This is a genomic window from Pseudomonas sp. R3-18-08 (assembly GCF_003852065.1).
GTDB lineage: Bacteria > Pseudomonadota > Gammaproteobacteria > Pseudomonadales > Pseudomonadaceae > Aquipseudomonas.
This window is the reverse complement of sequence record NZ_CP027729.1, coordinates 3,957,709-3,980,888: the sequence shown is the minus strand read 5'-3', so window position 1 is coordinate 3,980,888 and position 23,180 is coordinate 3,957,709. Positions and strand designations below refer to the sequence as shown.

Genomic DNA, 23,180 nt, shown 5'->3' with positions numbered 1-23,180 from the left:
CGGTGTGTCAGCTAACCATTGGCTGCCTGACACACCGCCATCGGGAGCAAGCCCCCTCCCACATTGGATCTGCATACATCTGTAAATCCGACCAGGTCCCTAAATCCCCCCGCACCTGATGCGTCTTCAGAACATGAAGTCCGTGCGCATGCCCTGCCCCCACGGATGACCACCATCACCCGTGTATTGAGGGATCGAGAGATGTCAGTCGCCACCAGCCCCATCGAAGCCGCGCCTGTGCACGTCAGCGAAACGCTCTACCAATTCGACGACAGCCCGTTGCTGGCTCGACAGCGCCAGCAGGAGTCCAATGCCCGCAGCTACCCGCGGCGCATCCCCCTGGCGCTCAAGCGGGCCAAGGGTATCTATGTCGAAGATGTGGAAGGCCGCAGTTTCATTGACTGCCTGGCCGGCGCGGGCACCCTGGCGCTCGGCCATAACCACCCGGTGGTGATCCAGGCCATTCAACAAGTGTTGAGCGATGAGTTGCCGTTGCACACCCTGGACCTGACCACGCCGGTCAAGGATCAGTTCGTGCAGGATTTGTTCGGCCTGCTGCCGCCGGAACTGGCGCGCGAAGCGAAAATCCAGTTCTGCGGCCCCACCGGCACCGATGCGGTGGAAGCGGCCTTGAAGCTGGTACGCACTGCCACCGGGCGCAGTACGGTGTTGTCGTTCCAGGGCGGTTATCACGGCATGAGCCAGGGCGCGTTGAGCCTGATGGGCAGCCTCGGGCCGAAGAAGCCGCTGGGTGCATTGCTTGGCAACGGCGTGCAATTTCTGCCGTTCCCCTACGACTACCGCTGCCCGTTCGGCCTGGGTGGCGCGCAGGGCGTGCGGGTCAACCTGCATTACCTGGAAAACCTGCTCAACGATCCCGAAGCCGGCGTGTTGCCGCCGGCAGCGGTGATTGTCGAAGTGGTGCAGGGTGAGGGCGGCGTGGTCCCGGCCGATCTCGACTGGCTGCGCGGCCTGCGACGTATCACCGAACAGGCGGGCGTCGCGCTGATCGTCGATGAGATCCAGAGTGGCTTTGGCCGCACCGGCAAAATGTTTGCCTTCGAACACGCGGGCATCATTCCCGACGTGGTGGTGATGTCCAAAGCCATTGGTGGCAGCCTGCCGCTGGCGGTGGTGGTGTACCGCGACTGGCTCGACACCTGGTTGCCGGGCGCCCATGCCGGGACCTTCCGTGGCAATCAGATGGCAATGGCGGCGGGTTCGGCGGTGATGCGCTACCTCAAGGAGCACGACCTGGCCACGCATGCGGCGGCGATGGGCGAGCGCCTGAGTGAACATCTGCGTCTGCTGCAGCGCGACTTCCCGCACCTGGGAGATATTCGCGGGCGTGGGCTGATGCTCGGCGTGGAGCTGGTTGACCCGGATGGCGTGCGCGATATCCAAGGCCACCCACCGGTGCATCGTCAGCTCGCGCCGTTGGTACAACGTGAATGCCTCAAGCGTGGTCTGATCCTGGAGCTGGGCGGGCGGCATGGCGGCGTGGTGCGTTTCCTTCCACCGCTGGTGATCACCGCCGCCGAGATCGACCGGGTCGCCGAGATCTTCGGGCGCGCCGTGGCGGCGGCGCTCGCCAGCCTCTAATTTTCCCGGCCCCTGAAACGTTTCTAGAGATATCAGCGCTGCGCATGGTGCGCGGCCAGCCTTTGAGCGACGGAGAACCGCAATGACCTCAGTATTTGACCGCGACGACATCCTGTTTCAGGTAGTGGTCAACCACGAAGAACAGTATTCGATCTGGCCCGACTACAAGGCCGTGCCGGAAGGCTGGCGAACCGTGGGCAAGAGCGGCATGAAGAAAGAGTGCCTGGCCTATATCGAAGAGAACTGGACGGATATGCGTCCGCTGAGCTTGCGCCAGAAGATGGATGGCGCTGCACTCGCGTAAGCGCCGCGCTTCAAATGTGGGAGGGGGCTTGCCCCCGATGGCGGAGTGTCAGTCACTGTATTTGTTGACTGACCCACTGCCATCGGGAGCAAGCCCCCTCCCACAGTTAATTTGTACCGTCCTGCGGTTTGTCTTTCTCCAATCCTCCCGTCACCACCTGCACACTCAAGCGCGGTGTCGCCAAGTCCAGCCCGGCTTCATCCAGATGCCGCTTGAGTGACAGGTTGAACGCCCGCGACACTTCCCACTGCTTGATCGGCGCCGTCTTGAACCGTGCGCGCAGGATCGCGCTGCCCGATTCAAAACTCTCCACGCCCTGAATCTCCAGCGGCGACCAGATATTGCGGCGTTGCAGTGGGTCATTGCGCATGGCGTGGCCGACATCGCGCATCAGCTTGATCGCGTCGTCGATTTCCATGTTGTAGGGGATCGCCACGCGGAAGATCGCGTAGCCGAATTCCCGCGAGTAGTTCTTGATGCTCTTGATCTCGCTGAAGGGAATGGTGTGCACGATGCCGTCGATATCGCGCAGGCGCACGGTGCGGATGGTCAGCCCTTCGACGGTGCCGAGGTGGCCGCCGACGTCCACGTAGTCATCGATGGCCAGGGAGTCTTCGATGATGATGAACAGGCCGGTGATCAGGTCGGCCACCAGCGACTGCGCACCGAAACCGATCGCCAGGCCGATCACACCGGCCCCGGCCAGCAGTGGCGTGACGTTCATGCCCATGTTCGCCAGGGCGACGATGGCGGCGATGATAAAAATAGTCACGAACAGCACGTTGCGGATCAACGGCATCATGGTTTGCGCACGCGCATTGGCCAGGCCTTTGCGTGAACGGGTCAGGGCGTGATGGATCGCGGTGTCGCTGAGAATCCAGATCAGCCAGGCAAACAGTAAAGTCCCGCCGAGGCTGAACAGCTTGACGCTGATTTCATGGCCGTCGCCTTCGGTAAAGCGAATCAGCGACAGACCCCACACGCGCAGGCCCAGTTCGATAAACACCAGCCACACCGCCAGGTGCGCCAGGGTGTAGACGAAGCTTTTCAGGCGGTCGGAGTACAGCGCATGGCGCTTGTGCCCGCGTTGCGGCTTGAGGGCGTGGCGCCGCACCAGCCCGTTGATCACCATGCACAACACCAGCAACACCGTGCACAGCAGCGACTGGCGCAGGGCGGTGCTGGTGTCGCCGGCGGACAGGAAGGTGGCGAACAGCGAAATGCCCACCAGCAACAATGCCGGCAAGTACCAGAAAGTGCCGATGATCGACAGGGTATCGGTGAGGGCGCGACGCGTCAGGCGGCGCGACAGTGGTTGGTTACGGATCAGGTGAGCGATCGGCCGACGGAAGCGCAGGATAAACACGCCAGTGGACAGCGCCGCCATCACATTGGCCACGGTTGCGGCCGTATGAGCCAGGTGCTGGCCGAGCGCCGTGACCAGTCGCGGGTCGCTCAAGGCTTCGCCAAAGGCGGCGAAACTGCCGATCCACCACAGCGGGCGAAAGGCCTGATGGCGCAGGATATACAGGGCGCGGTGGCGGTGCGGGCCGTCCAGCAGGGAAAACGCAATCACGCAGATCGCCGAGAAACAGGTGCCGACGACCAGGGCGTAAGCCAGCACCATCGCCAGGGATTTGCCCAGGGACGAGGGCAAGGCGTAGCTCAGGTAAACCGTGATCACCAGGGCGATCAACCACGGGCCGAGTTTGCGCAGGGCGAAGCGCAGCATGTCCCAGGTGCGCGGGTGTTGCGGAAGCTCTTCAGGCAGGCCGAAACGTTCGCGCACGCGGTGACTGAGCCAGATCAGCGCGGCGGCCAGCAGGCTCCAGACTGCCAGGATCACCGCAAAACCAAAGATGATCGGCAGCCATTCAGTGGCCGGCAGCATCAGCGCGCTGAGTTCGTCCCTGGCCAGGTCGACTTCATTGGACCAGCGGCCCAGCGGGCTGTCGGCGCCGGAGAACTGCTGTTCAAAGCCCGACAGCGTGCTGCCGATCAGGCCGAGCACACCGAGTTCGGCCGCCGGTTGGGCTTTTTGCGTGGCGGCGCGCAGTTTCTTCAAGTCGCTCAGCAACTGGGTGCGCTGCTGATCGTTCTCCAGGGTCTTGATCACCTCGTCCAGCGACTGCCCCAAAGGCACCTCGGCCTGGGGTTGGGCTTTGTTGGAACTGCCCAGCATTCCGGGCAGACCCACGGCTTGGGCGCAGGTGATAGGCAGCAGCGTGAGCAGGGCGATGAGCAGGTAGCAGGGCAGGGCAAACAGACGGGAAAGCACGAGGCAGTCAACCTTGAAAACGACGAATTGGCCGAGTGTACGAGGCCGCTATGCCAGATGCGAGCGCATTTGTTATTCCGCCAGTTTGGCGAGGATCTTGTACACCACGGTGCCCAGGATCAGCAGCATGCCGACCCACATGCCGAACACGCCAAGGGGTTTGTCGCGAAAGTTGAAGCCGACGGCGAGCAGGAGCATGCCGATCATGATCGGGATAAGCATGGCGTGGAAAGAGGACATGGAGATCATCAGGCGACGGCCTTGTCGGAGTGGGAGTTCTGACAAGTCTAGGTCGGATCGGGGGAAATGCAGGTGATATGGATCAGGTGCACGCATAACCAATGTGGGAGGGGGCTTGCTCCCGATAGCGGTGGGTCAGTCAACAGATACTTTGACTGACACTCTGCCATCGGGGGCAAGCCCCCTCCCACATTTTTGACCGAGTCAGCTTGGCAAATCAGGGCAGGTCGCGGCTGGCGTAGAACGCGCCCAATACCTTCACCAGATGCGCCAGGTCATGGCTACCACACAGCTCGCGGATGGAATGCATGGCAAACGTCGGCAGGCCGATGTCCACGGTGCGCACACCCAGGTGGCTGGCGGTGATCGGCCCGATCGTCGAACCGCAGCCCATATCGCTGCGCACCACAAAGCTCTGCACCGGCACTTCCTGGGCCATGCACAGGTGGCGGAAGAACCCGGCGGTTTCGCTGTTGGTCGCGTAGCGCTGGTTGCTGTTGACCTTGATCACCGGGCCGGCGTTGAGCTTGGGACCGTGGTTGGCGTCGTGTTTTTCAGCGTAGTTCGGGTGCACGCCATGGGCGTTGTCTGCAGACACCAACAGGGATTTCTGAATGGTGCGTACGAATTCTTCACCTTCTGGCAGCAGGCGACGCAGGGTCTGTTCGAGCATCGGGCCATCGGCGCCGCAAGCCGAGCAGGAGCCGACTTCTTCATGGTCGTTGCACACCAGCACGCAGGTTTCCTCGGTGTCGCTGGTGAGCAGGGCTTGCAACCCGGCGTAGCACGACAGCAGGTTGTCCAGGCGCGCACCGGCAATGAAGTCGCCATTGAGACCAATCACCGCAGCGCCTTGGGTGTCGTAGAAGCTCAGCTCGTAGTCGAGTACCACATCGGCGTTCAGCCCATGCTCGCGAGCCAATTGTTCGGTGAGCACGGCGCGAAAGTCCACGCGCTCATCACCGGCGAACTGCGCGAGGATCGGCGGCAGTTCGGTCTGGGCATTGATCGCCCAGCCCTGGTTGGCTTCACGGTTCAGGTGAATGGCCAGGTTGGGAATGATGGCGATCGGCAGCTTGAAGTCGATCAGTTGGCTTTCGACCTTGCCATCGCGGCGGAACGTGACGCGGCCGGCCAGGGACAGGTCGCGGTCGAACCACGGGGCCAGCAAGGCGCCGCCGTAGACTTCCACGCCCAACTGCCAGAAACCCTGGCGTTGCAGCTCGGGCTGGGGCTTGACCCGCAGGCACGGGCTGTCGGTATGGGCGCCGACCATTCGGATGCCGTCTTGCAGCGGCGAATGGCGGCCCAGTTTGAAGGCGATAATCGAGGAATCGTTACGGGTCACGTAATAGCGACCGTTGGCTTCGGTGGCCCAGGTGTCACGTTCATCGAGACGCTGGTAACCGGCCGCTTCCAGGCGCTGGGCGAGGGCGGCAGTGGCATGAAAAGGAGTAGGGGAGGCCTTGAGGAAGTCGATCAGGCCTTGATTCAACGCTTCGCGCATAAATAGCTCCAGACAGCAATGCGCGGAGTTTACCGTATTGGTTTGACTCGGTGGCGAGAACTGATGCAGAACTAATGTGGGAGGGGGCTTGCTCCCGATGGCAGTGGGTCAGTCACAGATTCAGTGACTGACACTCCGCCATCGGGAGCAAGCCCCCTCCCACATTGACTGTATTTGCAGCTTAGAACGGCGCCGGGCACTCGAAGCGCAAGCGCTCGTGGCTTTGCGGGTGAGTGAAGCTCAGCATGCTCGCGTGCAGGCACAGGCGCGGCCAGGCGGCGAGGGCCTGTTCGTGGGCATACAGGCCATCGCCGAGCAGCGGGTGGCCAATGGACAACATGTGTACGCGCAATTGGTGCGAGCGCCCGGTGATCGGCGTCAGTTCGACGCGGCACCAGTCGCCGCAACGTTCCAGCACCTTCCAGAAAGTCAGCGCGTGCTTGCCGAATTCATGGTCGACCACATGGCGCGGCTTGGTCGGCGGGTCATAGCGCAAGGGCAGGTCAATGCTGCCGCTGTCCAGTTCCGGCTGGCCCCAAGCCAAGGCGGTGTAGGCCTTTTCTGTTTCGCGGTCGTGAAACTGGCGGGACAGTTCGCGGTGGGTATCAGCGTCCCGCGCCAGCAGGATGATGCCCGAGGTTTCCCAGTCCAAGCGATGGACAATGCGGGCTTCGGGGTAGCCGTTTTCCTGCAGGCGGGTGATCAGGCAGTCCTTGTTGTCGTCGGCGCGGCCGGGCACCGAGAGCAGCAGGGTCGGCTTGTTCACCACCAGGACAGCGTCGTCCTGATGCAGGATATGGATGTTGGACAGCGGCATTAAACAGCCTCGTAACAAACGCCAACGGCGGCTCCACTGACTGCCCCCTCACCTTGTAGGAGCGAGCTTGCTCGCGAAAAACTCGACGGCACCGCGTTCATTCAGGCGAAACGCGGTGGCCTCAGGTTCTTCGCGAGCAAGCTCGCTCCTACAGGGTGCAGGGGCCAGGTCGCGGAGCCGCCGTGGCGGCCGCCTGTTCGATCAACGATCAGGCAGGGTGATATTGAGTTCCAGAATCGAGCAGCTGCCGTCATTTTCCAGGGCGACATGCACGTCATCGTTGCCGATATTGACGTACTTGCGGATCACCTCGACCAGTTCCTTCTGCAAGGCTGGCAGGTAATCCGGGGTGCTGCGTTGGCCGCGTTCGTGCGCCACGATGATCTGTAGACGCTCTTTCGCGACCGACGCGGTACTTGGCTTTTTGTTGGCGCGAAAGAAGTCGAGAAATTTCATTGTTCAATTGCCTCCAAAGATACGCTCGAAGAATCCCTTCTTCTTGACATCGAGGAAGCGGTGTTCCACGGTCTTGCCCAGCAGGCGGTCCACAGCATCGCTGTACGCCTGGCCGGCGTCGCTCTGGTCGTCGAGAATCACCGGCACGCCCTGGTTGGAAGCTTTCAGCACGGCCTGGGATTCCGGGATCACACCGAGCAGGGTCACCGCGAGGATGTCCTTGACGTCTTCAACGCCGAGCATTTCGCCGTTGCTGACGCGCTCAGGGTTGTAGCGGGTCAGCAGCAGGTGTTCCTTGATCGGCTCTTCGCCTTTTTCGGCGCGCTGGGACTTGCTGGCCAGCAGGCCGAGCATGCGGTCGGAGTCACGTACCGAGGACACTTCCGGGTTGGTCACCACGATGGCTTCATCGGCGAAGTACATCGCCAGGTGAGCACCGGTTTCGATGCCGGCCGGGGAGTCGCATACCACGTATTCGAAGGTTTCTTTCAGTTCGGCGAGGACTTTGCCTACGCCTTCCTTGGTCAGCGCGTCTTTGTCACGGGTCTGGCTGGCGGCCAGCACATACAGGTTCTCAAGGCGCTTGTCCTTGATCAGGGCCTGTTGCAGGTTGGCTTCGCCGTTCACCACGTTGACGAAGTCGTATACCACGCGGCGTTCGCAGCCCATGATCAGGTCGAGGTTACGCAAACCTACGTCGAAGTCGACGATGACTGTCTTGTGGCCGCGCAGAGCGAGGCCGGTACCGATAGCGGCGCTGGTGGTGGTCTTACCCACACCACCCTTGCCGGATGTAACCACGAGAATCTTGGCCAAGGTGTTTCACCCCTAAGGAAAAAGGACTTTTGGTCCCTGAAAAACATCTCTTGAAACTCGCTGCAGGCGGACAGCCTTTGTAGGAAGAAGCCAGGATTTTTCCGGGGAAAACGCCAACTTCAAATAGTCCTACGCAAGTATTGCCGGTTTCGCTTTGCTATCAGAGCCTAGAGATGCTTGGAAAATGCGGCAGTATCCGTTAAAGACGGATGATGTTCAACACATCGCCCGACAGGTTGACCTGTACCGAAGCCCCCCAAAGCGGATCACGGCGCAAGTCTTCGGACACCTTGTACTGACCCGCGATGGAAACCAGCTCAGCGGTCAACTGCTGGCAGAAAATCCGCGCCTTGGTATCACCCTTGATGCCGGCCAGGGCACGTCCGCGCATCGGGCCGTATACATGGATATTGCCATCGGCAAGAAGTTCCGCGCCGGGGCTGACCGAGGAAACCACCACCAGGTCGCCGCCCTGGGCGTAAATCTGCTGCCCGCCGCGCACGGGCGAGGTGATGATCTTGGTCGGCCGGATCGTGGGTTCCGGTGGTTTTTCCGGTTTTTTCTTCTGTTCACCGACCAATGGTTCGAGCGGACGCTCGCGCGCGCCGGACGGCGGCAATACTGGCAGTTCAATGGCGATGGCCGCGGCAATGTCTTCGATACGGCTGGCGCGAATCGCCAGGGTCCGCAGGCCGTGGGAGCGGCACACGCGCATCAGCCCGGGCAGGTCGATGACGCCTTGGCCGGCCGGCAGCTTGTCCAAGGCCAGTACCAGCGGGGCATTGTTGAAGAAATTTGGCGCCAGGGCGACCTTGGCGGCCAGTTGGCGGTCCAGGGCGTCGAGGTCATTGCGGGCCAGTTCCAGCACGGTAATGGCGAGCATGCTGCCTTTCAGCTGGAACACGGGATCTTGGTCTAGCGGTTCGGTTTGGCTCATGGTCGGCAAAGCGGCTTGTCACGAAAAGTGTCGAGACTTATAACGAGAACACTCACCCGCCGCAAGCCGAGTCGAACCGTTGTAGAATGCGCGGCCCTTGTCTTTACCGGAATCTGTAATGGATCGCCCGCGTTTTCGAGCTGTATTTCTTCACCCGCGTTTTTGGCCATTATGGCTGGGGCTGGGCCTGCTGTGGCTGGTCACCCAACTGCCGTACCGTGTGCTGCTGACCATTGGTCGCCTGCTGGGCGCGGGCATGTATCGCGTGGCCGGTGAGCGCCGCCGCATCGCCGCGCGCAACCTGGAGTTGTGCTTCCCGGAAAAATCCGCCAAGGAGCGCAAACGCCTGCTCAAGGAAAATTTCGCCTCCACCGGTATCGCCTTCTTCGAGATGGCCATGAGTTGGTGGTGGCCCAAACCGCGCCTGGCGCGCCTGGCCCATGTGCAAGGGTTGGAGCATCTCAAGCAGGCGCAATTGGACGGCAAGGGTGTGATCCTGATGGCCTTGCACTTCACCACCCTGGAAATCGGCGCTGCCCTGCTCGGGCAAAAGCACACCATCGACGGCATGTACCGCGAGCACGGCAACCCGCTGTTCGACTTTATCCAGCGCCGTGGCCGGGAGCGCCACAACCTCGATTCCCTGGCGGTGGAGCGCGACGACGTGCGCGGCATGCTCAAGCTGCTGCGCGCCGGCCGGGCGATCTGGTACGCGCCGGACCAGGACTACGGCGCCAAGCAAAGTATCTTCGTGCCGCTGTTCGGCATCCAGGCCGCCACTGTCACGGCCACCAGCAAGTTCGCGCGCCTGGGCAAAGCCCTGGTGGTGCCGTTCACCCAGGAGCGCCTGGCCGATGGCAGCGGCTACCGACTGGTGATTCATGCACCCTTGACGGATTTCCCCGGCGAGACTGACGAAATCGACTGCCTGCGCATCAACCAGTGGGTCGAGGCCTCGGTGCGCGACTGTCCCGAGCAATACCTGTGGACCCACCGCCGCTTCAAGAGCCGGCCACCGGGTGAACCCAAGCTGTACGAAAAACGCCGCCGGTAAGACTTACCTTTCCCATATGGAGTGACGCAATGCGCCCAGCTGAACCGGTCACAGGCTTGATTCTTTCCGGCGGCGGGGCGCGAGCGGCGTATCAGGTGGGTGTGTTGGCGGCGATTGCCGAATTGCTGCCGCCGGGGGCGCCGAATCCGTTTCCGGTGATCGTCGGCACGTCGGCCGGGGCGATCAATGCGGTCACCCTGGCCAGTGGCGCGACGGACTTCACCGCCGCTGTGCAGCGCCTCACCGCATTCTGGCAAGGCTTTCGCAGTCACCTGGTGCTACGCAGCGACTGGCCGGGCGTGGTCCGCCAGGCCAGTCGCTTCCTGATTCATAGCCTGTTGGGCCTGGGCAGGCAGCTCCCGGTGGCGTTGCTCGACAGCTCACCGCTGCGCGATCTGCTGCAGGACAAACTGCACCTGGCGGGTATTGACGACGCCATCCGGCACCGGCATCTGCACGCCGTGGCGGTCACCGCATTCGGCTATGAATCCGGGCAGGCGGTGACCTTCTATCAAGGCGGCGGCACCATCGAACCCTGGCTGCGCCATCGGCGCATTGGTGTGCCGACGCCACTCACGGTGGAACACTTGCTGGCCAGTTCGGCGATTCCCTTGCTGTTCGCCCCGGTGAAGCTCGACCAGGAATACTTCGGTGATGGCGCCGTTCGCCAGTCGGCCCCGATCAGCCCGGCCCTGCACCTGGGCGCGAGTCGCGTGCTGGTGGTGGGCGTCAGCGGTAACCCGCGCGGCAATGAACCCTCGATGCAACGCACCTACACCGGCCAGGAACCGACGCTGGCGCAGATCGGCGGGCACATGCTCAACAGCACGTTCATTGACAGCCTGGAAAGTGATATCGAGTTGCTGGAACGCCTGAACCAATTCAGCCATGTCTCGCCCGGAGTGGCGGCCGTGGAGGTGCTGGTGATTGCGCCCAGCCAGCCGATCGACGAAATCGCGGCCCGGCATCGGCAGGAATTACCGGCGGCGTTGCGCTTGTTTTTGCGCGGGCCAGGGGCGACCAAGACCAGTGGGGCAGGGGTGTTGAGTTACTTGCTGTTCGAGGCGGGCTATTGCAGCGAGTTGATCGAGTTGGGGCGCCAAGATGCGTTGGCCAAGCGCGAGGAGATCACCCGGTTCTTAGGCCTACCACTTATCTAAATGTGGGAGGGGGCTTGCTCCCGATAGCGGTGGTTCAGTCACTGATAGGTTGACTGACACACTGCTATCGGGAGCAAGCCCCCTCCCACATTGGTTATGCGGTGTTCAATCAGAAGTGATACTTGACCAGGAAGCTTGCGGTGTCCTGAGTCGTCTTGAACGCCCCCGAATCTTCGATCCCGTACTTGTTTTTCCAGTAGTCGTATTCAAACCCCACATACAACTGCTTGTCGCCCCAATGCAGCGCCTTGCCCAGGTCGTATTTGACCTGCGGGTTGAAGTGCAGGTTGGCGTGATAGGTGCCACGGGCGTTCTTGTCGTTATCCACCACCCAGTCCATGAAGCCGTCGATCAACACATCGGAGTTGCCCACAGGAAGGGTGTACGACCACACCGGCGTGATCTGCCACACGCCGTCGCCGGGGCGATTGCCTTCGGTCTGGCGCTGGTAGAAGTTCAACTGGAAGTAGTCGAACCCCGGAATATTAAAGTCAATCGCCGGGCCCAGCAGGTACGACTCGTTATCGCCTTCGCCGAACTCGTAAGTGAAGGCCAGCAATACATCTTTGATCGGGCCGAATGACAGGTCCTTATCCAGAATCTTGCCGAACGACAAACGTGGGCTGAACTCGCCGTAGTAAGTATTCGGACCGACGTTGCCGTCTTCCTTGCCGTTGTAAAAGATGCGGTCAAGGAAGAAGAAGTTGTCGCCGTACTTCCACGCGTCGGCATGTTCGAACGTGACGGTTTGCTGGATCTGCGGGTTGACGGTAAAGCTTTTGCCCCATAGATACGTCAGGCTGTTGTTCTGCCACAGCAGCAAATCACCGGCCACGGCTTGGCCACCGGCCAGCAGGGATCCCGCCAGCATCAGGCCTTTGAACATAGGTTTCATTCGGTGCTCCCGAGTTAAAGTTTTATGTTTTTTCTAATCTGGCGCTCTGGTGTGGCGCCTTTGGATCTGCTGAAGAACTCGTCTGATTGGTCAACTTTATGGCTATAGCAAAAGCCGCGCCAAGGCGGTGAAAAAACCGTCGATTCAAGCGGGCGCGGAGAATACTGGCTCCCACGTCCGGGCTCAAGTGCGCCGTTACAGCGCACACAGGGCGAAGGTGGGGCGTGCGTCAGGGGTGGGCGTGCTCGACGGCGGGGCGTTCAGCACCGCCGAGAATGTTGAACAGTATGTTCAACGACAACGCGCTCAGGGTGGCCATGGCGATGCCACTGTGGGTTATCGGGCTCATCCACATTGGCAATTGCGCGAAGAACTCCGGACGCACCACCGGGATCAAGCCCATGCCGATGCTCACCGCCACCAGCAACTGGTTGCGCCGGTCGGCGATGTCGGCTTCCTGCAGGATCTTGATGCCGGTCGCCGCGACCATGCCGAACATGGCGATCGCCGCGCCGCCCAGCACCGCCGGTGGGATCGACGCGACCAGGTAGGCGGCCTTGGGCAACAGGCTCAGCACAATCAGAAACGCTCCGGCCATGATCGTGACCGAGCGGCAACGCACGCCGGTCATCTGCACCAAGCCGATATTCTGCGCGAACGAGGAGTGGGTGAAGGTGTTGAAGAACCCGGCAAAGAATGACGCGCCGGCATCACACAGCAAACCGCGACGCAGCATCTTCGGCGTGACGTCCTGGCCGGTGATCTTGCCCAGGGCGAGGAACATCCCGGTGGATTCGACAAAGATGATCACCACCACCAGGCACATCGACAGGATCGGCGCCAACTCGAACTTGGGCATGCCGAAGTGCAGCGGCGTCACCACTTGCACCCACGGCGCCTGGGCCAGGCCGTTGAGGTCGACCATGCCGAGCGTGCCGCACAAGGCGTAGCCCAGCGCCATGCCGATCAGTACCGAGATGTTCACCCAGAAACCGCGCATGAAACGGTTGATCAACAGGATGGTCGCCAGCACCAGCGCAGCGACCGCCAGGTACACCGGCGAGCCGAACGTCGCGGCGGCGCTGCCGCCACCGGCCCAGTTCACGGCCACGGGAAACAGCGAAAGGCCGATGGCGGTAATCACGGTACCGGTCACCAGCGGCGGGAAAAAACGTACGACCTTGGACATGAACGGCGCGATGAGCATGCCGAAGAACCCGGCGGCGATGGTCGCACCGAAGATCCCCTGCAAGCCGATACCGGGCATGCCGGCCATGGCGACCATGCTGCCGACGGCGGCGAAACTGGCGCCCATCATCACCGGCATGCGAATACCCACCGGGCCGATGCCGAACGACTGCACCACCGTGGCGATACCGGCGACCAACAGGTCTGCGTTGATCAGGAAGGCGATTTCTTCACGGCTCAAGCCTGCGGCCTGGCCAATGATCAGGGGCACGGCGACAGCACCGCCGTACATCAGCAAGACGTGTTGCAGGCCTACCAGAATCAGTTGCAAGAGGGGCAGCCGCACCATGGCGGGTGCGGCAGGGTTCTGCGTTTCTAACTGGGACATGCAACACCTCGGATCTTTTTATTTTTGTGTTGTGTGGAACGCGATCTTCAAAACACGGCAGTCCACCTGTGGGAGGGGGCTTGCTCCCGATAGCGGTGTGTCATTCAAAGTATCTGTGACTGAGCCACCGCCATCGGGAGCAAGCCCCCTCCCACATTGGATCTCCATGAATCAATCAGTTGGTACGCGCCCCCTGGTTGATCCAGGTGCCAATCAGATCCCGCTCCTGCTGGGTCATCTGGGTGATATTGCCCAGCGGCATGATCTGGCTGGCCACGGCTTGTGCTTGAATGCGCGCCGCCTGTTGCTGGATCTGCGCCGGCGTGTCGAACATCACCCCGGCCGGTGCGGTGCTGAACAGCGGGCTGGTGGGCTTGGCCGAATGGCAGACGGTGCAACGCTGCTCGATCACATGGTGCACCTGGCCAAAGTCGGTGGTGGCCTGGGCAGGTGCCGGTTCAGCTGCCGGGGCTGCAGGCGCAGCCGGTTTCACGCCGCCGCCCAGGGCGGTTTCCGGCAACGGTTGGTACTCGATCGCCGCCGGTGCCTTGGCCACTTCCGGCGCCGGCGTGGGCCCGGTCACGTAGGCCAGGCTGATCATCGCGAGCGCACCCACCGGCAAGGTCCAGGCATACTTCTGGCTGTTATGCCGGGTGTTGAAGTAGTGCCGCACCAACACTGCCGCCACCGCGATCCCGGCCAGGATCAGCCAGTTGTAGTGGCTGCCATAGGTGCTCGGGAAGTGGTTGCTGATCATGATGAACAGCACCGGCAAGGTGAAGTAGTTGTTGTGCCGTGAGCGCAGCAAACCCTTGGCCGGCAGCGCCGGGTCGGGGGTGCGGTTCTCGGCGATGGCCGCCACCAGTGCGCGCTGGGCGGGCATGATGATGCGGAACACGTTGCCGACCATGATCGTGCCGATCACCGCACCCACATGCAGGTAGGCGCCACGGCCGCTGAACACCTTGCTGAAGCCGTAGGCCGCTGCAATCAACAGCACGAACAGGATCAAGCCGAGCAGGGCAGGGCGTTTGCCCAGGGCCGAGTCGCAGAGAAAGGAGTAGACGAACCAGCCGACGAACAGTGAGCCGATGCCCAGCAAGACGCCTTCGGTGCCGCTCAGGCTGCTGCCGGGGGCCAGCAGGTACAGGGTTGGATTCCAGTAGAACACCACGCACAGCAGCGCAATGCCCGACATCCAGGTGAAATAGGCTTCCCATTTGAACCAGTGCAGGTTGTCCGGCATGGTCGGCGGGGCCAGTTTGTATTTTTCCAGGTGGTAGATACCGCCACCGTGGATCGCCCACAAGTCACCGGCCAGGCCGCTCTTGGGGTTGACGCGATTGAGGTTGTTTTCCAGCCAGACGAAGTAGAAAGAAGCGCCGATCCAGGCGACGCCGGTGATCATGTGAACCCAGCGCACGCTCAGGTTCAGCCATTCCATCAAATGTGCTTCCACAGTCTTTACCTCTCGCCTGTCGCCCTTGTTGTCGGGTGATCAGACCTTCTCTTATTGGTGGGGGGCGAGGATCAACCGCTCATCCTCTTTGAAAAAATGCTCATCGCAGTTATTGCCTGTGCCACTGCGATCAACCACCAGGAAGTCATCCCGCTTTTCGATCGTCAGCACCGGGTGGTGCCAGACGCCGCGATGGTAATTGATGCCCTGCCTGCCGTTGGTGACGAAGGCGCGGACCAAGCCTGATACAGGTGCATCGCCAAGTGGCGCGACCACGATCAGAAAGGGGTTGCCGAGCAGCGGAATGAAGGCCTGGCTGCCCAGCGGGTGTCGCTCCAGCATGCACACGGTCAGCGGCATGTCCTGCGCGTCGGCGCGGAAGATGCTGATGATGGCGTGGTCTTCAGGCTGTGCTGTTTCGACCGTCGCCAGTTTGTGAAAGCGCATGGTCGACCCGTTGTTGATCATGAAGTGATCGCTGCCATCGGTTTCGATAACGTCTCCGAAGGGGGCGAAGGCTTCTTTGGTCAGGGGTTCGATCGTCAGTGTGCGCATGGCTGTCTTCTTTTCAGTTGGATCGTTCCCACGCTCTGCGTGGGAACGCTGCCCTGGACGCTCTGCGTCCGCTCTTGGTTCGCTTATTTGGCTACCTTGCCCAACACCCGCAGGCGACTCACGCCCCCATCCGGGAATACATTCAGGCGAATGTGGGTAATCGGCCCCAGCGCCTTGATCTGCTCGGCGAAGGTGTGTTCGGCGTGCATTTCCAGTTTCTGTGCCGGCAGCAGTTCACGCCAGAACAGCGATTGGGTCTCGATCTGGCTGTCGGTGCCGCCCTTGACGAACGCGCCCTGGATCGAGCAGGTGTCCGGGTAGTTGCCCTTGAAGTGCAGGGTGTCGACGATGATTTTCTCGATCTCGCCAGGGTGGCCCAGGGCGACGATCACCCAGTCATTGCCCGGCGTACGGCGACGTGCGGTTTCCCAGCCATCGCCCATGTTGATGCCACGGCCTGGGTTGAGGATGTTGCTCATGCGCCCGAAGTGTTCATCGGAGCAGGCCAGGGCACGCCCGCCATTAAGCGCGGCGGCCAGGTCGACCTGTTCGTTGTCGCCCACCGCAGACCAGTCGCGGAACGGCACACCGTACACGCGCAGACGGGCCACGCCGCCATCCGGGTAGATGTTGAACCGCAGGTGGCTGAACGCCTGCGCGTTGTGGATCTCGTGGTAATGGTGGCTGTTGCCTTGCAGCTCGACGGCCGACAGCACTTCCACCCACTGGGTGTTGGCATCCGGCTCGCCCGAGGCGAGGAAGCAGGCTTCCAGGGAGGCCGACGGCGGGTAGTTGCCGGTGAAGAATGAGGTATCGATGTCCACGCCCTTGATCGAGCCCGGCACGCCCAGGCGGATCACCGCGCTGTCGTAGCCTTCGAAGCGCTTGCGGCGTGACTCCCAGCCGTCCATCCACTTGCCGTTGTCATCGAAAACGCCCTCCTTCCACACGGCCGGGGTCGGCTGGAACAGGCGGTTGGCGTCGGCGAACCAGTCATCGGTGACTTCGATGATCTTGGTGCCCAGGCGGGCGTCGGCGAGGTTGACGAACTTCTCGAAAGGTACGGGTTGCGCTTTCATTCTTCTTGTCTGCCTTGAATAGAGTGGCTGGGGATGGTCGTTTAGAGGGTCAGTAATCGGAACAACGCGATCTTGTTGATCTCAGCCAGCGCGCAGTTGAACTCGGCTTCAACCGAGTTGTGAATGCGCGTTTCGAACGCGGCCAGGATCTGGTGCCGGTTGCTGCCTTTTACCGCCATGATGAAGGGAAACTTGAACTTGGCCTTGTAGGCCTCGTTCAGCTCGGTGAAGCGCGAGAACTCTTCGGCCGTGCATTGGTGTATACCGGCGCCAGCCTGTTCTCCAGTGCTGGCGGCGGTAAGCTGGCCCTGGACGGCGGCTTTGCCGGCCAGGTCCGGGTGAGCGTTGATCAGTGCCAACTGGCTGGCATGATCGGCGCTCAACAGGATATCGCTCATGCGCTGGTGCAGGGTTTCGATCTGGTCGATCGACGCATCCTGGCCCAGGTCGAAGGCCTTTTCGGCCACCCATGGCGAGTGTTCGTAGATATCGGCGAAGGCGGCGACAAATTCATCGCGGCTCAGGCTCGACGGTTCAAGGGTTTTGAACGCAGTCATTTCGCCGCTCCCGTGCAGGGGTGGGTGTGCTGCCAGTGCCGGGCGATGTCGACGCGGCGGGTGAACCACACCTGTTCGTGGCTTTTGGCGTACTCGATAAAGCGCTTCAACGAAGCCAGGCGCGCCGGGCGCCCGATCAGGCGGCAGTGCAGGCCGATGGACAGCATCTTCGGCGCCTCGGCCCCTTCGGCATAGAGCACGTCGAAGGCGTCCTTGAGGTATTCGAAAAAGTCGTCGCCCTTGTTGAAACCCTGCACCTGGGTGAAGCGCATGTCGTTGGTGTCCAGGGTGTAAGGGATGACCAGGTGCGGCTTGCCGGTGGGCGTGTTGGGTTCCCAGTAGGGCAGGTCGTCGTCGTAGGTGTCGCAGTCATACAGGAAGCCGCCTTCCTCCATCACCAGGCGCCGCGTGTTGGGGCCGGTGCGGCCGGTGTACCAGCCCAGCGGGCGTTCACCGGTCAGCTCGGTGAGGATACGGATCGCTTCGAGCATATGCTCGCGTTCCTGGGCCTCGTCCATGTACTGGTAGTCGATCCAGCGGTAGCCGTGGCTGCAGATCTCGTGGCCGGCGGCAACCATGGCGCGGATCACGTCCGGATGGCGCTGGGCGGCCATGGCCACGGCGAAGATGGTCAGCGGGATGTCGAATTCCTTGAACAGCTTGAGGATGCGCCACACCCCGGCACGGCTGCCGTATTCGTACAGCGACTCCATGCTCATGTTGCGCGCGCCCTGCAGCGGTTGCGCCGAGACCATTTCCGAGAGGAAGGCTTCGGACTCTTTATCGCCATGCAGGATATTGCGCTCGCCGCCTTCTTCGTAATTGAGTACGAACGACAGCGCGATGCGTGCATTGCCCGGCCAGTGGGGGTGAGGAGGGTTACTGCCGTAACCGATCAGGTCGCGTGGGTAGTCAGCGCTCACTGCAGTCTTCCTTCTTGTTCGTGGTAGCAAGTGTGTGTGGCGACCGGGCAGCGGAAAGACTGGGTGGCGTCACAGCGATGAGTGATTGTATACAACTTATTGCTCACTTTGTAAGCCTGCATTTCTGCATTTTTTCTGCAGGTATCTTTGCAGGGCCGCTGCAAGAAACTTGCCTAACCGGTCAGCTAACCACAAAAAAATTCACTGTAGGAGCGAGCTTGCTCGCGAAAAGCCTGAGTGCGCCAATTTTCTAACGGGAAGTTCGCGTTGGCGCTGAGCTTTTTCGCGAGCAAGCTCGCTCTTACAGAGGTTTAAAGTCTGTTGAATTTATTGTGTACAATTTTTTTGAAAAATGTCTTAATCGGCTATCGCCGGCTTTTTCGATGCTCTGAAAGAGTGCGGGTTCTTTATGACTGACTTCGGGAGGCGCATAAACGCCATGGGACGTTTGACCACACACGTTTTGGACGCCGCGCACGGCTGCCCCGGCAGCACAATCAAGGTTGAGCTGTACCGCGTCGAGGGCGCGCAACTAACGCTGGTCGCCACCGCCGTGACCAACCAAGACGGTCGTTGCGACGCACCGTTGCTGCAGGGCGACGACTACCGCAGCGGTGTCTATCAATTGCAGTTCAGCGCCGGCGACTATTACCGCGCCCGTGGCGTGCAGTTGCCTGAGCCGGCTTTCCTCGATGTGGTAGTGCTGCGGTTCGGCATCAGCGCCGAGCAGGATCACTACCATGTCCCGTTACTGATTTCGCCTTACAGCTATTCGACCTATCGCGGTAGCTGAGCGTCACCTCGCTTCATACCCCCAAGCTCTTCGTTGGTTTTTTGCCCGCCCACACTGCGGGCTTTTTTTCGGCTGTGCCTTCAACCCAGTGGCGCTCGAGCCTTGATCAGCGAGGCCAGGCCAGCGCAGCCGAACAAGGCGGCGCTGATGCGGTTGAACCAGCTCTGGCCCGAGCCGCTACGCAAATACCGCGCGGCGCTCTGTGCACCCAGGCCGTAACCAAGCTTGCACAGCAGGTCGAGCACGGTCCAGGTGGCGATCATGGTCAACAGCTGCGGCAGGAATGCCTGATCCGCGCTGAGAAATTGCGGCAGGAAGGCGGCAAAGAACAGAATGTCCTTGGGGTTGCTGGCCCCCAGCACAAAGGCGCGACCGAACAGCACGCGAAAACGTGGGGTCGACGCCACCTGTGGCACATCAGCGCCCTCGGCCGGCCGACGTGATTGTTGCCAGCTCTGCCAGGCCAGGTAAAACAAGTACATCGCGCCGACGATTTTCAGCGCGCTGAACACTTGCTCGGACGCCAGCAACAGCGCGCCCAGGCCCAAGGCCGAGGCGCTCAGCAGGCAGATCGAGGCAAATACCCCGCCCAGGAACGCAGGATACGAACGGCGCAGGCCGTAGTTCAAGCTGTTGCTGATCATCAGCAGGGAAAGAGGGCCAGGGATCAGGATCACCACCAGCGCCGCGCCGCTGAACAGCAGCCAGGTTTCCAGGTTCATTGCAGTCCTCCAATCGTACAAAAGCCCCACCCGACGGGGTGAGGCGCGGTGCAGCCGCGGGGCCTTACAGGAAGGCGAACTTGGCGATAAAAATCACGCACAGCACCCACAGGCTGACGGAAATTTCCTTGTGCTTACCGGTGCCGGCCTTCAGCGCGACATAGGTGATAAAGCCCAGCGCAATGCCGTCGGCCACCGAGAAGGTCAGCGGCATCATGATCGCCGTGACGATGGCCGGAATGCTGTCGGTGGCCTCGTCCCAATTGATATGCGCCATGCTCGCCATCATCAGCATCGCCACGTAAATCAACGCGCCCGCCGTGGCATAGGCTGGAATCATGCCCGCCAGCGGCGCAAAAAACATCGCCGCCACGAACAAAATACCCACCGTCACCGCCGTCAGCCCGGTGCGCCCGCCAGCAGCCACCCCGGCGGCGCTTTCCACGTAGCTGGTCACGGGCGGCACGCCGACCATGGCCCCGAACACGCTGGAGGCGCTGTCGGCTTTCAGCGCACGGGACAGGTTATCGATCTTGCCGTCGGCATTGACCAGCCCGGCACGTTGCGCAACGCCCATCAGTGTACCGGCAGTGTCGAACATGTGTACAAAAAGAAAGGCAAATACCACGCTGATCATGCTGACATTGAACACACCCTTGACGTCCATGGCCATCCAGGTCGGCGCCAGGCTCGGCGGGGTGGAGAGAATGCCGTTGTAGTGCACCAGGCCCAGGCCCCAGCCGGCCAGGGTCACGGCGATAATGCTGATGAGGATCGCGCCGAACACGCGGTGGTAGCTGAGGATCGCAATCAGCAGGAAGCACACCGCCGCCAGCAGCGGCGCGGACTCGTGCAGCGAGCCGAGCTTGATCAGCGTGGCGGGGCTGTCGACGATGATGCCGGCGGTTTTCAGGCCGATCACCCCGAGAAACAAGCCGACACCCGCGCCCATGGCGTGGCGCAGGCTCACCGGAATGCTGTTGAGCAGCCATTCGCGCACGCGGGACAAGGTGAGGCCCATGAACAGCACGCCCGAGATAAACACCGCACCCAGCGCGGTTTCCCAGTGGTAGCCCATGGTGCCGACCACGGTGTAGGTGAAAAACGCGTTCAAGCCCATGCCCGGCGCCAGGCCCACCGGCCAGTTGGCGTACAGGCCCATCAACAGGCAACCCAGCGCGGCGGCGATGCAGGTGGCGACGAAGGCCGCGCCGTGATCGATGCCGGCGTCGGCCATGATGTTGGGGTTGACGAAGATGATGTAGGCCATGGTGATGAACGTCGTGAGGCCGGCGATCAGCTCGGTCTTCACTGTGGTGCCATGCAAACGCAGTTTGAACAGGCGTTCCAGCCAGCCGCCTTGGGGCGCGGCGAGATCCAACATAGGGGCTTCGGTTTTGCGGCTATCCACAGCGAGTACTCCTCAATCGTTTTATTGTTATTTCCAGCGCCGGTCACATGAGTGGGCAACAGCGCTTTGAGGTACTGGCGGGTTTTGTTGACTGTTAGGTCAGGAACTCGCACGAAGCGAATTATGCTTTTGTATACAAATAAAGCAAATAATGTTTTCGATTATCTCGGCGGAAAGGGATGAAAGGCTGCTTCCAGAGCGTGCGGCCGGATTTATTCTGCCGCACGCCTTGAAACAATCCGTCGATACCCGCACTTTGATGGCGCAAGCGTTCGCTCAGAGCGCGCGAAGCGGCATAAGGGGAGCCCATGTACAAGGTTTATGGCGATTACAGATCGGGCAATTGCTACAAGGTCAAATTGATGCTCAGCCTGTTGGGCATCCCGTACCAATGGATCGATATCGATATTCTCAAGGGTGACACCCAAACCCCTGAATTTCTTGCCAAGAACCCCAACGGCAAGATCCCGGTGCTGGAACTGGAAGACGGTACCTGCCTGTGGGAGTCCAACGCGATCCTCAACTTCCTCGCCGATGGCAGCGAGTTTTTACCCAGTGAGCCGCGCTTGCGCACCCAGGTGTTGCAGTGGCAGTTCTTCGAGCAATACAGCCACGAGCCGTATATTGCGGTGGCGCGGTTTATTCAGTTCTACCTGAACATGCCGCAGGATCGCCTCGAAGAATACAAGACCAGCCACAAGGGCGGTTACAAGGCACTGAAGGTCATGGAACGTCAGCTGCAAGCCACGCCGTATCTGGTGGGCGAGCAGTATTCGATTGCCGATATCGCGTTGTATGCCTACACCCATGTGGCCCATGAAGGGGGCTTTGACCTGGCGCCTTATCCGGCGGTGCAGGCATGGTTGCAGCGCGTGGCCAGTCATCCAAACCATGTGGCGATGCTGGGCTGAGCCACCTTCCGAAGGTGGGATGGGCTCACTGTAGGAGCGAGGCGGGCGGCTAGCCCTTGCTCGCGAAAAACGCCCGGGCAACGCGTTCATTCTGGATAAACGCGGTGGCCCTGAGTTCTTCGCGAGCAAGCTCGCTCCTACAAAAAGCCTTGCCCCCCTCCCACATTTAGTCCGGTGGTGTGTCAGATAACTCTGCGTTGAGCAGTTCAAAGCAGCGCTGCGCCGCCGGGCTCAATGTCATCCCACTGCGACTGATCAACCCGATCTCCCTGTTCACCCCGGGATGGTCGATGTGGATCCGCTTCAACCCCTCCAGGCTGTCCGCCGCCGACTCCGGCAGCACGCTGATCCCCAATCCCTGGCGCACCAGCGCCAGCACCGTGGACATGTAGTTGGCCTCCATGCCCGCATTGAGCGTCAGCCGCGTTTCATCGAACAACGCATCCACCTGTTCGCGCACGCTGCTGTCGCGGCCGGTGAGAATGATCGGCTGGTCCGCCAGTTGTGCCAGGGTCAGCTGCCGATGGTGGGCGAGGGCGTGACCCAGCGGCACGAACGCGCAGAGCCGGTCATTGAGGACCGGCACGAAGTCCAGGCCGTGGCTCAGGCGCGCGCGCACGCCGATACCGAAGTCCACCTCGCCGGAACGCACCTGGGCCTGGATGCGGTGGGCCACCAGGTCATGCAGGCGTACTTCGATCCCGGCGAAGCGTTCACGAAACAGGCGCAACACCGGCGGCAGGCTGCCGGCGCACACCGAGGGCAGGGCGGCGATGGTCACGACGCCGCGGCGCAGGGCCGCGAGATCGCGCGAGCCGGTGACGATGTTGTCCAGGTCCAGCAGCAGTTTTTCCATGGGGCCACGCGCGTCATGGCCGGCGGCGGTGATAGCCACATGGCGCGGGCTGCGGTCGAGCAGGGCGACGCCCAGCCACTCTTCCAGTTGTTGCACCTGCACGGTCAGCGCCGAGGGGGACAGGTTCAGCTCGCTGGCGGCCTTGGTAAAGCTGCCCGTGCGAGCAACGGCGAGGAATGCCTGGATGTGTTGGATGCTGTTTTTCATACGGGCGGCTTCATTTTGTTTTTCCGAACACCGGTGTCTGAATATTCCAATTTACAAAGCCTAAC

The 23,180-nt window shown here is 61.4% G+C and carries 23 protein-coding genes; 6 read left to right on the top strand and 17 right to left on the bottom strand.

The features are described from left to right. The first annotated feature begins 201 nt into the window (after positions 1-201). Both C4J92_RS18190 and C4J92_RS18185 read left to right on the top strand, forming a co-directional pair. Positions 202-1,602, top strand: coding sequence for an aspartate aminotransferase family protein (locus C4J92_RS18190; RefSeq protein WP_124404833.1), 1,401 nt, complete (start codon positions 202-204; stop codon positions 1,600-1,602). A gap of 82 nt (positions 1,603-1,684) precedes the next feature. Next, positions 1,685-1,906, top strand: coding sequence for an MbtH family protein (locus C4J92_RS18185; RefSeq protein ID WP_057721389.1), 222 nt, complete (start codon positions 1,685-1,687; stop codon positions 1,904-1,906). 106 nt (positions 1,907-2,012) lie between these two features. Here the strand turns inward: C4J92_RS18185 and C4J92_RS18180 are convergent, their stop codons facing one another. From C4J92_RS18180 to minC, 7 genes are all read right to left on the bottom strand, one after another. Beyond that, positions 2,013-4,184 carry a mechanosensitive ion channel family protein gene (locus tag C4J92_RS18180; RefSeq protein ID WP_124371388.1) on the bottom strand — a complete coding sequence of 724 codons (2,172 nt, stop codon included), beginning with the start codon at positions 4,182-4,184 and terminating at the stop codon, positions 2,013-2,015. Positions 4,185-4,256: 72 nt separating this feature from the next. Continuing rightward, a complete protein-coding gene (locus C4J92_RS27005) occupies positions 4,257-4,424 on the bottom strand; it encodes a hypothetical protein (RefSeq protein ID WP_164485221.1) in 168 nt (55 codons plus the stop codon). A gap of 217 nt (positions 4,425-4,641) precedes the next feature. Further along, positions 4,642-5,931, bottom strand: coding sequence for a M18 family aminopeptidase (locus C4J92_RS18175; protein WP_124404832.1), 1,290 nt, complete (start codon positions 5,929-5,931; stop codon positions 4,642-4,644). Between the two features lie 181 nt (positions 5,932-6,112). Beyond that, positions 6,113-6,748, bottom strand: a complete 636-nt coding sequence (locus tag C4J92_RS18170; protein WP_124367815.1) for an RluA family pseudouridine synthase — start codon at positions 6,746-6,748, stop codon at positions 6,113-6,115. 201 nt (positions 6,749-6,949) lie between these two features. Further along, on the bottom strand, positions 6,950-7,204 hold the full coding sequence (gene minE, locus C4J92_RS18165; protein WP_003175252.1) for a cell division topological specificity factor MinE: 255 nt from the start codon (positions 7,202-7,204) through the stop codon (positions 6,950-6,952). A gap of 3 nt (positions 7,205-7,207) precedes the next feature. Further along, positions 7,208-8,020: a septum site-determining protein MinD gene (gene minD, locus C4J92_RS18160; RefSeq protein ID WP_124363734.1), complete on the bottom strand. Its 813-nt coding sequence runs from the start codon at positions 8,018-8,020 to the stop codon at positions 7,208-7,210. Positions 8,021-8,219: 199 nt separating this feature from the next. Next, on the bottom strand, positions 8,220-8,957 hold the full coding sequence (minC, locus tag C4J92_RS18155) for a septum site-determining protein MinC (protein WP_124363733.1): 738 nt from the start codon (positions 8,955-8,957) through the stop codon (positions 8,220-8,222). A 118-nt stretch (positions 8,958-9,075) separates the two neighbouring features. On the opposite strand from minC, the gene C4J92_RS18150 reads away from it, so the two are divergent. After that, positions 9,076-10,011: a lipid A biosynthesis lauroyl acyltransferase gene (locus C4J92_RS18150; protein ID WP_124371386.1), complete on the top strand. Its 936-nt coding sequence runs from the start codon at positions 9,076-9,078 to the stop codon at positions 10,009-10,011. Between the two features lie 29 nt (positions 10,012-10,040). After that, a complete protein-coding gene (locus C4J92_RS18145; protein ID WP_124371385.1) occupies positions 10,041-11,171 on the top strand; it encodes a patatin-like phospholipase family protein in 1,131 nt (376 codons plus the stop codon). A 109-nt stretch (positions 11,172-11,280) separates the two neighbouring features. Here C4J92_RS18145 and C4J92_RS18140 read toward each other — a convergent pair whose 3' ends face one another. From C4J92_RS18140 to puuE, 7 genes are all read right to left on the bottom strand, one after another. Next, a complete protein-coding gene (locus C4J92_RS18140) occupies positions 11,281-12,066 on the bottom strand; it encodes an outer membrane protein OmpK (protein WP_124404831.1) in 786 nt (261 codons plus the stop codon). Between the two features lie 229 nt (positions 12,067-12,295). Further along, on the bottom strand, positions 12,296-13,642 hold the full coding sequence (locus tag C4J92_RS18135; protein ID WP_124404830.1) for a nucleobase:cation symporter-2 family protein: 1,347 nt from the start codon (positions 13,640-13,642) through the stop codon (positions 12,296-12,298). Between the two features lie 175 nt (positions 13,643-13,817). Next, a complete protein-coding gene (locus C4J92_RS18130) occupies positions 13,818-15,101 on the bottom strand; it encodes a urate hydroxylase PuuD (RefSeq protein WP_124404829.1) in 1,284 nt (427 codons plus the stop codon). 51 nt (positions 15,102-15,152) lie between these two features. After that, complete coding sequence (locus C4J92_RS18125; protein ID WP_124363727.1) at positions 15,153-15,656, bottom strand: ureidoglycolate lyase; 504 nt, start codon at positions 15,654-15,656, stop codon at positions 15,153-15,155. An 83-nt stretch (positions 15,657-15,739) separates the two neighbouring features. Continuing rightward, positions 15,740-16,735: an allantoicase gene (gene alc / locus C4J92_RS18120; protein ID WP_124363726.1), complete on the bottom strand. Its 996-nt coding sequence runs from the start codon at positions 16,733-16,735 to the stop codon at positions 15,740-15,742. A gap of 41 nt (positions 16,736-16,776) precedes the next feature. Beyond that, positions 16,777-17,292 (bottom strand): 2-oxo-4-hydroxy-4-carboxy-5-ureidoimidazoline decarboxylase, encoded by a 516-nt coding sequence (uraD, locus tag C4J92_RS18115; RefSeq protein WP_124404828.1) that lies wholly within the window; start codon positions 17,290-17,292, stop codon positions 16,777-16,779. Next, positions 17,289-18,215 (bottom strand): allantoinase PuuE, encoded by a 927-nt coding sequence (gene puuE, locus C4J92_RS18110; RefSeq protein ID WP_124404827.1) that lies wholly within the window; start codon positions 18,213-18,215, stop codon positions 17,289-17,291. Before puuE ends, uraD begins: the two co-directional genes overlap by 4 nt. A 439-nt stretch (positions 18,216-18,654) precedes the next feature. Between puuE and uraH the strand changes: the two genes are divergently transcribed. Then, entirely contained in the window at positions 18,655-19,008 is a 354-nt protein-coding gene (gene uraH / locus C4J92_RS18100; protein ID WP_124404826.1) for a hydroxyisourate hydrolase, read from the top strand. Positions 19,009-19,088: 80 nt separating this feature from the next. Here the strand turns inward: uraH and C4J92_RS18095 are convergent, their stop codons facing one another. Both C4J92_RS18095 and C4J92_RS18090 read right to left on the bottom strand, forming a co-directional pair. Then, positions 19,089-19,730 carry a LysE family translocator gene (locus C4J92_RS18095; RefSeq protein WP_124404825.1) on the bottom strand — a complete coding sequence of 214 codons (642 nt, stop codon included), beginning with the start codon at positions 19,728-19,730 and terminating at the stop codon, positions 19,089-19,091. 64 nt (positions 19,731-19,794) lie between these two features. After that, a complete protein-coding gene (locus tag C4J92_RS18090) occupies positions 19,795-21,114 on the bottom strand; it encodes an NCS2 family permease (RefSeq protein ID WP_256657506.1) in 1,320 nt (439 codons plus the stop codon). A gap of 335 nt (positions 21,115-21,449) precedes the next feature. On the opposite strand from C4J92_RS18090, the gene C4J92_RS18085 reads away from it, so the two are divergent. Next, entirely contained in the window at positions 21,450-22,052 is a 603-nt protein-coding gene (locus tag C4J92_RS18085) for a glutathione S-transferase family protein (RefSeq protein ID WP_124363720.1), read from the top strand. Between the two features lie 166 nt (positions 22,053-22,218). Here the strand turns inward: C4J92_RS18085 and C4J92_RS18080 are convergent, their stop codons facing one another. After that, the gene (locus C4J92_RS18080) at positions 22,219-23,115 is read right to left on the bottom strand and encodes a LysR family transcriptional regulator (RefSeq protein ID WP_124404823.1); all 897 of its coding nucleotides are present in this window, start codon (positions 23,113-23,115) and stop codon (positions 22,219-22,221) included. Between the last annotated feature and the right edge of the window lie 65 nt (positions 23,116-23,180).

Coding starts and splice junctions, on each gene's coding strand:
- C4J92_RS18190 (WP_124404833.1), top strand. CDS start 202: ATGTCAGTCGCCACCAGCCCCATCGAAGCCGCGCCTGTGCACGTCAGC.
- C4J92_RS18185 (WP_057721389.1), top strand. CDS start 1,685: ATGACCTCAGTATTTGACCGCGACGACATCCTGTTTCAGGTAGTGGTC.
- C4J92_RS27005 (WP_164485221.1), bottom strand. CDS start 4,424: ATGTCCTCTTTCCACGCCATGCTTATCCCGATCATGATCGGCATGCTC.
- C4J92_RS18175 (WP_124404832.1), bottom strand. CDS start 5,931: ATGCGCGAAGCGTTGAATCAAGGCCTGATCGACTTCCTCAAGGCCTCC.
- C4J92_RS18170 (WP_124367815.1), bottom strand. CDS start 6,748: ATGCCGCTGTCCAACATCCATATCCTGCATCAGGACGACGCTGTCCTG.
- minE (WP_003175252.1), bottom strand. CDS start 7,204: ATGAAATTTCTCGACTTCTTTCGCGCCAACAAAAAGCCAAGTACCGCG.
- minC (WP_124363733.1), bottom strand. CDS start 8,957: ATGAGCCAAACCGAACCGCTAGACCAAGATCCCGTGTTCCAGCTGAAA.
- C4J92_RS18150 (WP_124371386.1), top strand. CDS start 9,076: ATGGATCGCCCGCGTTTTCGAGCTGTATTTCTTCACCCGCGTTTTTGG.
- C4J92_RS18145 (WP_124371385.1), top strand. CDS start 10,041: ATGCGCCCAGCTGAACCGGTCACAGGCTTGATTCTTTCCGGCGGCGGG.
- C4J92_RS18140 (WP_124404831.1), bottom strand. CDS start 12,066: ATGAAACCTATGTTCAAAGGCCTGATGCTGGCGGGATCCCTGCTGGCC.
- C4J92_RS18135 (WP_124404830.1), bottom strand. CDS start 13,642: ATGTCCCAGTTAGAAACGCAGAACCCTGCCGCACCCGCCATGGTGCGG.
- C4J92_RS18125 (WP_124363727.1), bottom strand. CDS start 15,656: ATGCGCACACTGACGATCGAACCCCTGACCAAAGAAGCCTTCGCCCCC.
- alc (WP_124363726.1), bottom strand. CDS start 16,735: ATGAAAGCGCAACCCGTACCTTTCGAGAAGTTCGTCAACCTCGCCGAC.
- uraD (WP_124404828.1), bottom strand. CDS start 17,292: ATGACTGCGTTCAAAACCCTTGAACCGTCGAGCCTGAGCCGCGATGAA.
- uraH (WP_124404826.1), top strand. CDS start 18,655: ATGGGACGTTTGACCACACACGTTTTGGACGCCGCGCACGGCTGCCCC.
- C4J92_RS18095 (WP_124404825.1), bottom strand. CDS start 19,730: ATGAACCTGGAAACCTGGCTGCTGTTCAGCGGCGCGGCGCTGGTGGTG.
- C4J92_RS18090 (WP_256657506.1), bottom strand. CDS start 21,114: ATGTTGGATCTCGCCGCGCCCCAAGGCGGCTGGCTGGAACGCCTGTTC.
- C4J92_RS18085 (WP_124363720.1), top strand. CDS start 21,450: ATGTACAAGGTTTATGGCGATTACAGATCGGGCAATTGCTACAAGGTC.
- C4J92_RS18080 (WP_124404823.1), bottom strand. CDS start 23,115: ATGAAAAACAGCATCCAACACATCCAGGCATTCCTCGCCGTTGCTCGC.